Below are 14,136 nucleotides of genomic sequence, written 5' to 3'. Positions count from 1 at the left end.
CGGTCAGACGGCGTCGAGCTCGGCCCAGGCCGTGCGGAGGCGGGCGCGGGCCCGGCTGAGGGCCGCCTCGGCACCGCCGGTCGAGACGCCGAGGACGGCGCCCAGCTCGGCGCCGGTCAGGCCCTCCCACGCGTGCAGCAGCAGCACCTGGCGGTCCCGCGGCGAGAGGCGCAGCAGGGCGCGGCGGACGGCGTCGTCCGTGACGGCGAGGTGGGCGGGGTCGTCGTCGACGGGCTCGTCCGGCACGTCGGCGACCGGCACGGGGCGGTGCCGACGGCGGTGGTTCGCCAGCACGAAGCCCGCCGTCCGGTACAGCCACGGCAGCTCGGCGCCCTCCGGCACGTCGCCGCGGCGGCGCCACGCGACCGTGAGCACCTCCGCGGTGAGGTCCTCCGCCTCGTCGCGGGCGCCCCGGCGCAGCAGGTAGCGGTGGACCGCCGGCAGGTGCGCGGTGACGAGGGCCTCGAACCACGCCTCGCCCCGGTCGGCGGGGGGAGCGGCGGGAGCCGTCCCGGGATCGGGGCCGTCCGTGCCGACCTCGTCCTCGCGGTCGTCGGGCTCCGGCCGCATCGTTCCGGGAGGGTCGACGAGGTGCCCGCGGACGCTCACCAGCCGCGGCCGGGCGGGACCCCCGGCCGCCCGGGTCGGTGCCGCGGCCGGCGGCGGCGCGTCGTGCGCGGCGGCGCCGGCCGGTGCGGCCGCGGTCCTCGGGTCGTCTCCCACACCTGCACTGTGTCGGGGGGCGACCCGTCCTTGCACGGGTGCGCCACATCCGTCGTCGAACCGTGACCGCGCCGACCCGGGCGCGGGCGGCGCGGTGGGGTGCAAGGGCGGGCTGGGTCGCGACACAGAGGGGGTGGACGGCCGGGCACCCCGGTCGACGCGTGTCACGAGGAGACGACGGTGGACGGGACGACGAGGGGGACCGGGCCGGACGGCGCCGTGCCCGAGGACCGCAGGGGCGGTCCGGGCGGCGACGGGCCGGGCGCCGGGCAGGACGACGGGCAGGGCGCCGTGCGCGGCGACGAGCCGGGCGCCGGGTACGGCGACGAGCCGGGCGGCGCGCCGAGCGGCGACGGGCGCGACGACGGGCCGGTCGAGGGCGAGGAGCTCGTCCGGCTGCGCGCGGCCGACCCGGCACGGGGGACGCCGGTGCCGGAGGCCGCCGTGCGTGAGCGGGTCGCGGACCGCACGGGGGTGCCGCTCGCCGGCACGTCCCCGGCCGCGGCGACGTCCGGTCCCGACGACCCGACCTCCGCGGGCACCGACCCGCACGGCGTCGTGCCGCTGGCGCCGCGCCGGCGGCGGCGGGTCTGGCTGCCGGCGGCGGCCGCGGTCGCGGGAGCGCTCGTCGTCGGGGGAGGGGGGTACGGGATCGGCGTCGCGCAGGGGGGTGACGGCGGCACCGTGATCACCGCCGCCCCCGCGCTGACGCTCGGCGACGCCTCCGCCGCCGGCGGGCAGGACGCGGCCGCGGGCTCCGCGGCGCAGGTCGCCCCCGCCGGCCCGGCGACGGGCGGGGCGGCGCCCGAGCGGCTCGCCGTGGCCGGCGCGGACGCCGCGATGATGCCCTGGGGCGGTGGCCGCACCGTGTTCACCGGCTCCGGCCTCGGGGACGCGACGGGCTCCGCGCCGGCCTGGGCCTACGACGCGAGCGGCGTCGTCGACGCGGCGACCGCCGAGCGGGTCGCGGCGGCGCTCGGCGTCACCGGGACGGCGACGGCGCAGTACGGCACGTGGATGGTCGGCCCGACGGACGGCTCCGGCCCCAACGTCATGGTCTGGGACGGCGGGTCGGTCGGCTTCAACCGGCCGGTCGACGAGGGCTGCCTCGACCCGGCGGCCGCCGGCGGCGAGGCGTGCCCGGCCTCCGACCCGGACGCCTCGGCGCAGGCCCTGCGGGACGCGATGCGCGCGGTCGGCCTGGACCCCGACGGCTGGGCGGTCACCGCCACGTCCGACGGCACCGGCGTGACCGTGCAGGCGTTCCGGGTCGTCGAGGGCCGGCAGGTCGGCGACCCGTGGTCGGCGTGGGCGGTCGGCGGCGAGCTCGTCAACCTCTCGGGCTCCCTCGCGGCGCTCGCCCCGCTCGGCGACTACCCGACGATAGGCGCGCAGGAGGGCGTCGAGCGCCTCAACGACCCGCGGTTCGGGTCGGGCGGGCCGGTGTGGGCGGCCGACGCCGGGGTGGCCCAGGAGGGCGCGGGCGCCGGCGACGCGGCGACCTCGTCGGTCGTCGGGCCCGACGAGACCACCCCGCCCTCGGCGGCCCCCGTGCCGGAGGCCGGCGCGCCGGTGCCGTGGTCGGTCCGCACGGTGGACCTCACCTCGGCCGAGCTGACGTGGGCGACGACCTGGACCCCGGACGGCGGGGCGCTGCTCCTGCCGACCTGGGCGTACACGGACGCCGACGGCGCCACCTGGACGGTCCTCGCGGTCGCGGAGAGCGCGCTCGACCTGGGCTGACGCATCGGCGGACCCCGGCCCGGCGACCCGCGCCGGGGCAGGGGGCCCGGAGGGGGGACGCGGCCGGCGACGGTCGCGTCCCCCCTCGTCGTGGGCGCGCGGTGCCACACTCCTCGGGTGACCGACGACCGGGGCCGGCTGCTCCTCCTCGACAGCGCCTCCCTGTACTTCCGTGCGTTCTACGGGGTGCCGGACTCCGTGAGGAGCCCGGACGGGGTGCCGGTGAACGCGGTGCGCGGCTTTCTCGACATCGTCGCCCGGCTCGTGCTCGACCGGCGGCCGACCCGGCTCGTCGCGGCCTGGGACGACGACTGGCGGCCCGCCTTCCGGGTCAGGGCGATCCCCTCCTACAAGGCGCACCGCCTGGCCGACCCGGCCGCAGCGGCGGGCGACGGCGCGGAGGAGGTGCCCGACGGCCTGACGCCGCAGGTGCCCGTCATCGTCGAGGCGCTGGAGGCGCTGGGCATCGCGCGCGTCGGCGTGCCCGGGTACGAGGCCGACGACGTCATCGGCACCCTCGTCGCCCGCGAGAGCGCGCGCCCCGCCGGCGCCCGGGCGGCGGTCGACGTGGTCACGGGCGACCGCGACCTGTTCCAGCTCGTCGACGACGAGGTCCCGGTTCGCGTCCTCTACACGAACCGGGGGATCAAGGACCTCGAGGTGGTGGACGTCGCCCGGCTCGCCGAGCGGTACGCGGTCGCGAGCGGCCAGGCCTACGCGGACATGGCGGCGCTGCGCGGCGACCCCTCCGACGGCCTGCCGGGCGTGCCGGGCATCGGGGAGAAGACGGCGGCGGCGCTCGTGCGGCGCTACGGCACCCTCGCCGGGGTGCTCGCGGCGCGCGACGCCGGGGACCCGGGCCTGACGGCGACGCAGCGGCGCCGGCTCCAGGACGCGGCCGACTACCTGGACGTCGCGCCGACGGTCGTGCAGGTCGCCCGGGACGCCGCCGTGCCCGAGCACGACGACCGCCTCCCGGCGACGCCCGCGGACCCCGAGCGGCTCGTCGCGCTCGCGGAGCGGTGGGGGCTGTCGTCCAGCGTGCGGCGCGTCGTGGAGGCGCTGACGGAGGTCGGGCGGGGCTGACGCCCGGCACCCGACGCCCGACGGCCGACGGCCGACGGCCGGCGGACCGCGTCAGCCGGCGGCGCGCGCCGGTCGCAGGCGGACGGCGGTGACGGCCAGGCGCACGGCCGCGTCGGCCAGCCAGGCCTCCGGGGCGCGGCCCCACGCGTCCTCGAGGACGGACAGCAGCGGCACGACGACCTCCCCGGCGACGTCGGCGACGACCACGGGCGGCAGGACCACGGGCGCGAGGGTCGGGCCCTCGGGGAGCGTGCCCTCGTCGAGGGGTGGCACCTCGTCGCCCGACCCGTACCCGTCGACGAGGACCGCCCAGCGCAGCGCGACCCCGTGCCGGGCGGCATGGCGCACCACGAGGTCGCCGAGGGCGACGGCGAAGGCGTCGAGCAGCACCGTGGCGTCCCCGCGGTCGCCGTGCCCGAGCCAGCGGGCCTGCGTGCGGTCGAACAGGTCGGCGAGCGCGTCGGCGTCGGTCGCGCCGTCGCCGAGGTCGGCCAGGACGGCCCGGTGCCCGGCGAGCAGCGCCTGCGCGAGCGGCCCGAGGGTCAGCAGCCGCTCGTCGGCGGCGCGGCGGCGGGCGGTGGGCAGCGGGGGCGCGTAGGCGGGGACGGGGGGCGGGGCGTCGGGCACGACCGCCTCATCGTCGGGGCCGCCCCGCCCGGTGAGGGGTGCTGGTCCGGACCCCTCGTCCGGGACGCGGCAGGGGCCGCCGGACGGGTGAGTCCGACGGCCCCTGCGGGCCCGGGCCGGTGGCCCGGGGGTGGTGCGGCCGCTACGCGGCGGACTGCTGCGCCGCGGCGAGCACCCGGAACGACGTGGTCGTCGTCGCCGGGGCGAGGTCGGCGGTGCCCGCGTAGGACACCGTGACCGCGTGCTTGCCCACGGGCAGGTCGTCCGGGAGGACGACCTCCGCCGTCGCCGTCCGGCCGGTGCCGGCGAGCTCGGCGCTGCCGAGGACCGTGTCGCCGAGGCGGACGGTCACGGTGCCGGTCGGGTCGACGTGGCTGCCGCGGACGGTCACGTCGAGCACGGGCGAGGTGCCGGCCTCCACCCGGTTCTCCTCCGGCGTCGCCCGCACCGAGGACGGCGAGGGCGCGAGGGAGAACAGGGCCGGGGCGCTCGTCGAGGACGCGTACGCACCCTGCTCCGGCGTGAAGACGGCGGTGACGGAGTGCTCACCGGCGCCGAGCGTCGTGGTCAGCTGCGCGGTCCCGTTGCGGCCGACGGGGGCGGTGCCGATCGTCGTGCCGCCGTCGACGAACGCCACCGTGCCGGCGGCGCCCAGGGGCCGGACCTGCGCCGACAGCGTCAGGCGCTGCCCCGCGTAGTCCCGGTCCTGCACGGAGAGCGTGGTCGTCGTGGCGACGGCGTCGGGCACCGTCACCTCCACGACCTCCGCGCGCTCCACCGGGCTCGCGTCGAGGTGCTGGAGCACCAGGACCCGGGCGTCCGTGACGTCCGCGCGGCGGTGCACCGGCAGCTCCACGCCGTCCTCGCCGAGCGAGGCCAGCACGCCGACCTCGCCGATGTTGGACTCGAACCACAGCGGCGGGTCGTACGGGTCCACCGTGAAGGGCGGGACCTCGTCGCGGATGCCGCTGGGGTCCGGACCGTCGTAGCTCGTGGTGTAGACCGAGACCGTCGGGGTGTCGCCGGGCTCGATGCCGACCGCCGCGAGGTTCATCGGCAGGACGACGACGCTGCTGTCGAAGGCGCCGTTGTCCACGGACCCGGCCAGCCCGTTGAGCAGCTGGGTGTCCAGGACGTCCCCCGTCGCGAGGTCCACGGTCCAGACGATGGTGATGTCCGTGCCCGTGAGCTTCTCGGCGTAGGTCTCGAGGTCGGCCGTGCCGTCGCCGTCGACGTCCGTGTCGACCACGAGGTACGAGGCCCCCGTGCCGAGCGCGGACCAGTCGCCGTCGACCGCGATGCCGATGCCGAGCGTGGCGTCGTCGGGGTCGCCGCCGGCGGCCTCGATCGCCTTCGCGTCGGACGCCCAGCCCACGTACCGCAGGTCGGCGGCGGCGCGGGTGGAGGGGCTCTGCGGGTCCTCGGGCTCGTCCTCGAGCTTGGGGCTCTCGGCGGCGAGCACGAGCGGCGTCACCAGGGAGAACCAGCCGCCCTGGGCGACCCCGCGGCCCGTGAGGGGCAGCGCGGCCTCGGTGCTGCCGGCGTCCGCGAAGGTGACGTCCCCGGCCTCGAGGTCGGCGACGAGGCGCGGTGCGGCCTGGACCGGGACGCGGAGCTCGGTGTCGCCCGAGGTGAGGACGAGCCGGCCGGAGACCGTCGGCACGTACTCGCGCGGGATGCCCTGCTGGAGCGTGTCCGACGTGGGGTCGAGGTCGCGCTCGAGCGTGTCCGGGTCGGCCGTGAGGGTCAGCGTCACGAGGCCCGTGCCGCCCGCAGGGACGGTGAGGCGCTCGGGGGTCGCGGTGATCGTCGCGCCGCCGGCCGTGGTGGCCGAGGTGACGTCCGTGGTCCACGAGGCGGCGGTGCTGCCCGTGTTCTCCACCGTGACGGTGCGCTGGAGCGTGACGGCGTCCGCGGCGACGTCGACGACGCCGAACGACACGGAGGTCGCGTCCGGGGACGCGCTGTTGTAGGCCAGGGTCGTGGCGGTGACGGCGTCGAGGCCGTCGACGCGGCCCGCGCCGACCCGCTCGGGCGCGTAGGTCTCGCCCTGCCGGTCCGGGTCGGTGTAGACGTCGTGCGTCGCGGTGTTCACGACGGCGGCCTTCACCTGGTACGGCTGCCAGCCCGGGTGCGCGCTGCGCACGAGGGCGGTGATGCCGGCCACGTGCGGGGAGGCCATGGACGTGCCGCTGTTGTTCGCGGACGCCGTGCCGCCGCCGGCGCGGGCGGACAGGATGCCCTGCCCGGGCGCCGCCACGTCGGGCTTGCTCCACCCGAGCGAGCCGTGCACGCCGCGGGACGAGAAGCTCGAGAGCATGTCGCCCGTGCCCTCGTCGACGACGATGGACGAGGCGCGCTCCGGGCCGATCCGCAGGGTGAGCGTCTCGGCCGTGATCTCGGGGAGCAGGGCGTCGGTGATGGTGGCCGTCATCTGCACCATGGGAATGTCGGCGGTGCCGGAGATGCCGGCGGCGAAGACGGGCTCGTCGGTCGGCAGCAGCGTGCCCGCCGCGCCGGCTGCGGCGGCGTTGGCGTTCCGGGCGGCCGAGCCGCACTCGCGGGTGGCGTCGTCGTCGTCCCACCACAGGTAGGCGATCTTGCCGGCGACCTCGGCCGCCTGCTCCGCCGTGAAGGGGAGGCAGCCGTCGAACGTCGGGCCGACGTACGCGACGGGGGCGGTGACGTCCGGGCCCGTGTACGGGATGGAGTTCTGCGCCGGGTGCAGCCCGACGAGGGACGCGTCGGCGGCCTCGACGACCTCGAGGGCGTCGAAGGTCTGCGGGCTGCTGATGGAGGAGGCGACGGCCAGGCCGGCGGCGGTGTTGCCGGGGCTGCCGCCCGTGTCGGTGAGGTCGCCGTTGTTGCCGGCCGACATGACGACGCTCGTGCCGAGGGCCGTCAGGGCCGTGACGACCTGGTTCTCCACGTCGTCCGCGGGCCCGTAGTCGGACCCGAGCGACATGTTCACCACGTCGAGGCGGTCGGAGAAGTCGCCGTCGCCGTCCGGGTCGGCGGCCACGTCGAGGGCCAGCGTCGTCAGGTCGGTCGAGCCGCCCTCGTCGCCGAACACCTTGAGCGCGTAGATGCCGGCCCGCGGCGCGGTGCCGGGGCCGACGCGCCAGTCGGCGACGCTCTCGAGGGCGGTGTGGTCGCCGTCGAAGGTGGTGCCGTCGGACAGGACGCCGTAGCCGGCGGCCGTGCCGGCGACGTGGGTGCCGTGGCCCCCGCCGACCTCCTCCGTGGAGTCGATCGGGTTGGCGTCGGGCGCCGGGACGGGCTGGTAGGACTCGGAGGTGGTGTCGGCGTTGTACGTCGGGCCGGCGAGGTCGATGCCGCCGAGGAACTTCGCCGGGTCGTACAGGCCCTCGGGGACGGGCCCCGTGCCGTCGGTGCCGTAGGCGGCCGCGAAGGCCTCCTCCGTGCCGGGGCCGCCGAAGGCCGCGTGCGTGTAGTCCAGGCCCGTGTCGACGACGCCGATGGACACGCCCTCGCCGGTCTGGCCCGTCTGCTGCCAGGCCTGCAGCGTCCGCGTGAACTCGACCGCGGCCGCGTTGTGCAGGGTCCGGGGCGTGATGCGCCGGACGGAGACGACGTCGGGGGAGTCGGCGAGCGCGCGCAGCGTCGCGGCGTCGCCGGTGACGAGGGAGCCGGCGACGAGGTTCGTCAGCGTGGCGACCCGGGTCGGGGCGGCGGCGGCCGACCGCGCGGCGACGCCGCCGCGCTGCGGCACCACGGCCTCCGCGACCGCCTCCGTCCGCGCGGCGGCGGCCTGCACGGCCGCGGGGGAGCCGCCGGCGGCGGCCACCTCCACGCCGGGCGCGGCGGTGTACTCGACGAACGCGGTGACGGGGCCGGTGGCGGCGGCGAGGGCGCCGTCGACCTTGGCGTCGGCCGGGAGCGAGGCCGCGGCGCTGCGTGCGCGCTGGGCCGCCTCGAGCAGGGCGGCGGGCCCGCCGGCGGGGTCGGTGGGGGCGGCGGCGGCCGAGGCGCCGAGGGCCGCGGACACGAGGGTCATGGAGAGGGCTGTCAGTGCGGCGATCGCTGGGCGACGCGTCATGGGGGCTTCCCGGTGGTCGACGAGGCGGTGGGGCGGGCGTGCGGGTGGGGCGGCCGTGCGTGCGGTGCGGCGGTGCGTGCAGGGGTGGCGGCAGGGGCTCGCGAGAGCCGGTGGGCGGGGCGTCCGGCCGGGCGCCGGCGGCCGGCCGGGAGCAGCCCCGGCGGCACGCGCGACGACGGTGCTGGTCACGGGCCATGGCCGGTGCACAGGTTCACCCGCACCGTACTGACGGGTAGCCCGATTCGTCACCCTTCCGGGCGGTTCTGTCCGGAGGCGGTCACGGCGCGCCACCGCCGTCCGCGGCCCCTCCCGCCCCGGCCGCCCGGGGCCGCGCGCCTCGGCGCGCTCCCGGCGCCACCCCGTCCGTCCTCGACCGTGCCCGCCTGGCGCACCCGGGGTCGCGCTCCTAGCCTGACGGGCGTTCCCCGGGGCCGTGGACCGCTCGGTCCCCGACAGGCCCACCACCGCACGGAGAGGCACCGACATGCCCACTCGCACCGCCCGCACCGCCTGGAACGGCACGCTCGAGGACGGCGGCGGCCAGGTCGAGCTCAGCAGCTCCGGCGTCGGCACCTACGACGTCTCCTTCCCCAGGCGTGCCGCCGACGAGGCCGGCGGCACGACGAGCCCCGAGGAGCTCGTCGCCGCCGCGCACTCCTCGTGCTACGCCATGCAGTTCTCCGCCCTCGCCGCGGCGGCGGGCGGCACGCCGCAGGCCCTCGAGGTCACGGCCGACGTCACGCTCGCGCCCGACCCCGCCGGCGGGTTCCGCATCTCGACGATCCACCTCACGGTGACGGGCGAGGTCGAGGGGCTCGACGAGGAGCAGTTCCGCAAGGTCGCCGACGACGCGAAGGCCACCTGCCCGGTGAGCAAGGCGCTCACGGGCACGACGATCACCCTGGACGCCCGCCTGGAGTCCTGAGCCGTCCGGTCGGGGCGCCGTGCCGCCGACGGCACGGCGTCCGGACCGCCGGCGCCCCTCCCCGCGCGGCCGGGGCTGGCAGCCGGCTGCGGACGGCCGCCCCGCGGTGTCGGGGGCGGGTGCGAGACTGCGCGCGTGAGCGCAGGGACCACCGAGAGGCGCCCGGACGTGCGGTCCGGCGGCGCCGACGTGCCCGAGGTCGTCGCGCGGCTGCGCCGGGCGGTCCGCGGGGAGGTCGACGACTCGTCCCGGCGCCGGGCGGAGTACTCCACCGACGCGTCGAACTACCGCGTCGTGCCCTCCGTCGTGGTCGCACCCCGGGACACGGACGACGTGCTGGCCGCCCTCGAGGTCGCCCGCGAGACGGGCACGCCGCTGACGTCGCGCGGCGGCGGCACCTCCGTGGCCGGCAACAGCGTCGGCACGGGCATCGTGCTCGACCTCTCGGCCCACCTGCACCGCGTGCTCGCGCTCGACCCCGAGGCCCGGACCGCGCGCGTCGAGCCGGGCGTCGTGATGTCCGCCCTGCAGCGCGCCGCCGCCCCGCACGGGCTGCGCTTCGGGCCCGACCCGTCGACGCAGGACCGGGCGACGCTCGGCGGCATGATCGGCAACAACGCCTGCGGTCCCCACGCGGTGGCCTACGGCCGCACGGCGGACAACGTCGTCGCGCTCGACGTCGTCGACGGCCGGGGGCGGCGCTTCGAGGCGGGCGCGGGCGCCGGTGCGCTGGACGCGGTGCCGGGGCTGGACGGCCTCGTCCGTGAGCACCTCGACGTGCTGCGCACGGAGCTCGGCCGCTTCGGGCGCCAGGTGTCGGGCTATTCGCTGGAGCACCTGCTGCCCGAGCGCGGCACCGACCTGGCCAAGGCGCTCGTCGGGACGGAGGGCACGCTCACGACGACCCTGGCCGCCACCGTCCGGCTCGTCCCGGTCGCCGCGGCGCCCGTCCTCGTCGTGCTCGGCTACCCCGACATGGCCACGGCCGCGGACGCCGTGCCCGCGCTGCTCGCCCACGGCCCGCTCGCCGTCGAGGGGCTGGACGCCCGGCTCGTCGACGTGGTCCGCCGCCACCGGGGCGCCTCGGCCGTGCCGCCGCTGCCGGCCGGCGGCGGCTGGCTCATGGTGGAGGTCGGTGGCGACTCGGTCGACGAGGCCCTGGCGCGGGGCCGCGCGCTGGCCGCCGACGCCGGGACCACCGCCGTCGGCGTCTTCCCCCCGGGGCCGCAGGCCTCCGCGCTGTGGCGCATCCGCGCGGACGGCGCCGGCCTCGCCGGGCGCACCCCCGCGGGCGAGCAGGCCTGGCCCGGGTTCGAGGACTCCGCCGTCCCGCCGGAGCGGCTCGGCGCCTACCTGCGCGAGCTCGAGGCGCTCATGGCCGGGCACGGCGTGGACGGCCTGGCGTACGGGCACTTCGGCGACGGCTGCGTCCACCTGCGGCTCGACATCCCGATGGCCCACTCGGGCGACCCCCTGCGGGCGTTCATGGAGGACGCGGCGCGGCTCGTCGTCGCCCACGGCGGCTCCATGTCCGGGGAGCACGGGGACGGGCGGGCGCGCTCGGAGCTGCTGCCCCTCATGTACTCCCCGCGGACGATCGCGCTCTTCGGCGCCGTGAAGGACCTGTTCGACCCGGCGGACGGGCTGAACCCGGGCGTGCTCGTGCGGCCCGCGCCGCTCGACGCCGACCTGCGCCGGCCCGCCGCGCGTCCCCTGCTGCCGACGACCGGCTTCTCCTTCCGCCACGACGGCGGGGACATGACCAACGCCGTGCACCGCTGCGTCGGCGTGGGCAAGTGCCGGGCCGACACCTCCGCCGCGGGCGGCTTCATGTGCCCGTCGTACCGGGCGACGCAGGACGAGAAGGACGTCACGCGCGGCCGCGCGCGGGTGCTCCAGGAGATGGCCAACGGCACGCTGGTCTCGTCGGGCTGGTCCTCGGAGGAGGTCCACGAGTCGCTCGACCTCTGCCTGAGCTGCAAGGCGTGCTCGTCGGACTGCCCCGCGGGCGTCGACATGGCGCAGTACAAGTCCGAGGTGCTGCACCGCACCTACGAGGGCCGGCTGCGCCCCGTGGACCACTACGCGCTGGGGTGGCTGCCGCGGTGGGCGCGCCTGGTGACGGCGGTGCCGGCGCTCGCCCGCGCCGCGAACGCCGTGCTCGGCGTGCGGCCGGTGGCCCGGCTCGTGCTGCGGGCCGGCGGCATGGACCCCCGCCGCTCCATGGTGCGCTTCGCGCCCGAGCCGTTCCGCCGCTGGGCCCGGACGCAGGGGGCGGCCTCGGTCCGGCACGCGACGACCGCCGAGCCCACCGCGGCCTCGCGCTCCGCGGAGGTCGCCGCAGGCCAGGCGCCGCCGACCCCCGTGGCCGGCGGCTCCGGGCGTCCGCCCGTCGTGCTGTGGACCGACTCCTTCTCCGACTCCCTCGCGCCGGACGTCGCGCGCGCCGCCGTCGCGGTGCTCCGGGACGCGGGCTACGAGGTGCTCCTGCCCGAGCAGGAGGCGTGCTGCGGCCTCACGTGGATCTCGACGGGCCAGCTCACCGGCGCGAAGGAGCGGCTGACGCACCTGCTGGGGGTGCTGGGGCCCTTCGCGGTGAACGGCATCCCCATCGTCGGGCTCGAGCCGTCCTGCACCGCGGTGCTGCGCTCGGACCTGCAGGACCTGCTGCCCGACGACCCTCGGGCGGCGGCGGTGGCGCGCGCCACGCACACCCTCGCCGAGCTCCTCACCGCGCCCGCCCCGGTGGGCCCCGGTGAGCGCTGGACCGTGCCCGACCTGTCGGACGTCACCGCGGTGGTGCAGCCCCACTGCCACCACCACTCCGTCATGACGTGGTCGGCGGACCGGCGGCTGCTCACGGACGCCGGTGCGCGGCTCGACGTGCTCGCCGGGTGCTGCGGCCTCGCCGGCAACTTCGGCATGCAGCGCGGCCACTACGAGGTGTCGGTCGCCGTGGCGGAGCAGGCCCTGCTGCCCGCCCTGCGCGAGCGCGCCCCCGGCACGCTCTACCTCGCCGACGGGTTCTCGTGCCGCACGCAGGCCGAGCAGCTCGCCGGCGCCGACGACGGGCAGCACCTGGCGCAGCTGCTGGCCGCCCGCGTCGCCGCGCGCGCGGGCTGAGGCGCGGGCCGACCCGGCCGCCTCGGCGCTCGGCGCGGCGGGGCCGGCGGGGCCGGGCGGCGGGCCGTCGCGGCGCCGGGTGCTCGGTCTGGCAGGGTGAGGGCATGCTCGTCGCCTTCTCCGTCGCGCCGCTCGGTGCCGGTGAGTCCGTGTCCGAGGCCGTCGCCGACGCCGTGCGGATCGTGCGCGGCTCCGGCCTGCCGCACCGCACGGACGCCATGTTCACGACCCTCGAGGGCGAGTGGGACGAGGTGATGGACGTGGTGCGCCGCGCGACAGAGGCCGTCGGACGGCACGGGCACCGCGTCTCGCTGGTGCTCAAGGCCGACATCCGGCCCGGCTGGACGGGGGAGCTCGACGCCAAGGTCGAGCGCGTCGAGAGGGTCCTCCGCCGCGAGGGCTGAGGCCCCCGACGCGGGCCCGGCCCGGGTGCGGGCCGTGGTCCGACGCGCGGCGTGGCCGGGTCCGCCGCGCCCCCGTCCCGCACCGCGGGCAGGGGCCGGAGGGCCCGGAGGCCTGTGCGAGAGTAGGCGGGGCCCGGCGCACGGGCCGCGGGTCGAGGGGCGCGGGGCATCCCCGCCGCCCGGAGGGGCGGGCGCATGCCGATCTTCGAGCTCGACGAGGGCGACGCCCGCCTCGTCCAGCCCATGCAGCCCGTCACCGGCCTCTTCGCGCAGGAGAGCGCCGCGCTGCTCGACCGCCACCTGGCCGAGGTCGTCGGGGAGGCGCTCTTCCCGGTCCGGACGCGGGCCGGCGACGAAGACGGCGGCCCCGCCGCGGTGGCGCTGGACGGCTCGGGGCGTCCCGTCGTCGTCGAGGTCGCGCAGGTGCTCGACGAGGCCGCGGTGATCGCCGCCCTCCGGCACGCCGGCCAGGTGAGCCGCTGGTCCGTCGGCGACCTCGCCCGGGCGTTCAGCGCCGACCCGCACCGCTTCTCCTCCGAGTACGCCGCCTTCCGCGAGCGGGTGCCGTGGCTGGCGCGCCAGGACGCCGACCGCGGGGTGCGGGTGGTGCTGCTGTGCGCCGACGTCCCCGCCGACGTCGAGGACACCCTGGCGTTCCTGCGGTCCTCGGGTCGCGACGTGCGCGTCCTGCGCCTCGGCGTCGTGCACGGCGCGGGGGACCGGCGCCTCGTCGAGGTCGCGCCCCACGTCGGCCCGGAGGAGCGCCGCCGGCCCGTGGAGCCGCCGCTGCGCCTCGTCCCCTCGCCGCCCGGCTCCGCGCCGCGCCCGCTGGGCACCGTCGGCACGTACCCGCCGCCCGTCGCGGTGCCGACGCCGCCGGCCGGCACCCCGTCCCCGGCGGCGGTGACCGCCCCCACCGCCGTCGTGACCCCCATCGCGCCCGGCGCGGACGCCCACCGCCACGCGGCCGCCGCCCCGCCCACCGCCGATGCCACGGCCCCGGCCGACGCGGACACCCCGCGCCCGGCCGACTCGGACACCCCGCGCGCCGCCGGCCAGGACGACCCCCGGCACACGGGCGCCCACGCCACGGACGCGGCCCCGGACGCACCGGGAGCACCCGAGGGCACGGCCGACGTGCCCGACGCGCACCCCGCGCTCGCCGCCCTGGGGGCCGGGGCCGGCGAGGCGCAGGAGCTCGTCTGGGTCCGGGCCCGGCGGGGGCAGCGCCTCGTCGTGACGCTGCGGGTCGACGGCCTGCTCGCCCTCCCCGACGGCAGCGTCCACGCCGACCCCGACCACGCCGCCGCGCGCGCCGCGGACACGGAGCACGTCCCCGACGGCTGGGGCTCCTGGCGCCTCGGCGACGGCGGCCCCACCCTCCGCGAGGCCACCCTCCCGCGCTGACCCACGACGCCCGGCCCCGCCCCACCCGACGAGGTGCC

At 78.5% G+C, this 14,136-nt stretch carries 9 protein-coding genes; 6 read left to right on the top strand and 3 right to left on the bottom strand.

The genetic code is table 11. The annotated features are described in order from the left end of the window. Positions 1-3: 3 nt before the first annotated feature. Entirely contained in the window at positions 4-723 is a 720-nt protein-coding gene (locus tag EJA20_RS02620; RefSeq protein WP_338068788.1) for an RNA polymerase sigma factor, read from the bottom strand. A gap of 180 nt (positions 724-903) precedes the next feature. On the opposite strand from EJA20_RS02620, the gene EJA20_RS02610 reads away from it, so the two are divergent. Together EJA20_RS02610 and EJA20_RS02605 are read left to right on the top strand one after the other, a co-directional pair. Beyond that, positions 904-2,466, top strand: a complete 1,563-nt coding sequence (locus tag EJA20_RS02610; protein ID WP_129336629.1) for a hypothetical protein — start codon at positions 904-906, stop codon at positions 2,464-2,466. Between the two features lie 117 nt (positions 2,467-2,583). Further along, the gene (locus EJA20_RS02605; RefSeq protein WP_129336628.1) at positions 2,584-3,552 is read left to right on the top strand and encodes a 5'-3' exonuclease; all 969 of its coding nucleotides are present in this window, start codon (positions 2,584-2,586) and stop codon (positions 3,550-3,552) included. A gap of 51 nt (positions 3,553-3,603) precedes the next feature. Here the strand turns inward: EJA20_RS02605 and EJA20_RS02600 are convergent, their stop codons facing one another. Continuing rightward, positions 3,604-4,179, bottom strand: coding sequence for a hypothetical protein (locus EJA20_RS02600; RefSeq protein WP_129336627.1), 576 nt, complete (start codon positions 4,177-4,179; stop codon positions 3,604-3,606). Between the two features lie 142 nt (positions 4,180-4,321). After that, entirely contained in the window at positions 4,322-8,197 is a 3,876-nt protein-coding gene (locus tag EJA20_RS02595) for a S8 family serine peptidase (protein WP_276319517.1), read from the bottom strand. 526 nt (positions 8,198-8,723) lie between these two features. Here EJA20_RS02595 and EJA20_RS02590 point away from each other — a divergent pair. The 4 genes from EJA20_RS02590 (at position 8,724) to EJA20_RS02575 (ending at position 14,098) form a co-directional block, all read left to right on the top strand. After that, positions 8,724-9,164, top strand: a complete 441-nt coding sequence (locus EJA20_RS02590; RefSeq protein ID WP_129336625.1) for an OsmC family peroxiredoxin — start codon at positions 8,724-8,726, stop codon at positions 9,162-9,164. A 135-nt stretch (positions 9,165-9,299) separates the two neighbouring features. Continuing rightward, positions 9,300-12,287 carry an FAD-binding and (Fe-S)-binding domain-containing protein gene (locus tag EJA20_RS02585; RefSeq protein ID WP_240674921.1) on the top strand — a complete coding sequence of 996 codons (2,988 nt, stop codon included), beginning with the start codon at positions 9,300-9,302 and terminating at the stop codon, positions 12,285-12,287. Between the two features lie 104 nt (positions 12,288-12,391). After that, positions 12,392-12,691, top strand: a complete 300-nt coding sequence (locus EJA20_RS02580; RefSeq protein WP_129336624.1) for an MTH1187 family thiamine-binding protein — start codon at positions 12,392-12,394, stop codon at positions 12,689-12,691. A 195-nt stretch (positions 12,692-12,886) separates the two neighbouring features. Continuing rightward, the gene (locus EJA20_RS02575) at positions 12,887-14,098 is read left to right on the top strand and encodes a hypothetical protein (protein WP_129336623.1); all 1,212 of its coding nucleotides are present in this window, start codon (positions 12,887-12,889) and stop codon (positions 14,096-14,098) included. Positions 14,099-14,136 lie beyond the last annotated feature (38 nt).

The sequence above is a fragment of the Cellulomonas endophytica genome, from assembly GCF_004123805.1.
GTDB classification, from domain to species: Bacteria; Actinomycetota; Actinomycetes; order Actinomycetales; family Cellulomonadaceae; genus Cellulomonas; species Cellulomonas endophytica.
This window is presented reverse-complemented; position numbering and strand designations above follow the sequence as displayed.

Coding starts and splice junctions, on each gene's coding strand:
- EJA20_RS02595 (WP_276319517.1), bottom strand. CDS start 8,197: ATGACCCTCGTGTCCGCGGCCCTCGGCGCCTCGGCCGCCGCCGCCCCC.
- EJA20_RS02590 (WP_129336625.1), top strand. CDS start 8,724: ATGCCCACTCGCACCGCCCGCACCGCCTGGAACGGCACGCTCGAGGAC.
- EJA20_RS02580 (WP_129336624.1), top strand. CDS start 12,392: ATGCTCGTCGCCTTCTCCGTCGCGCCGCTCGGTGCCGGTGAGTCCGTG.
- EJA20_RS02575 (WP_129336623.1), top strand. CDS start 12,887: ATGCCGATCTTCGAGCTCGACGAGGGCGACGCCCGCCTCGTCCAGCCC.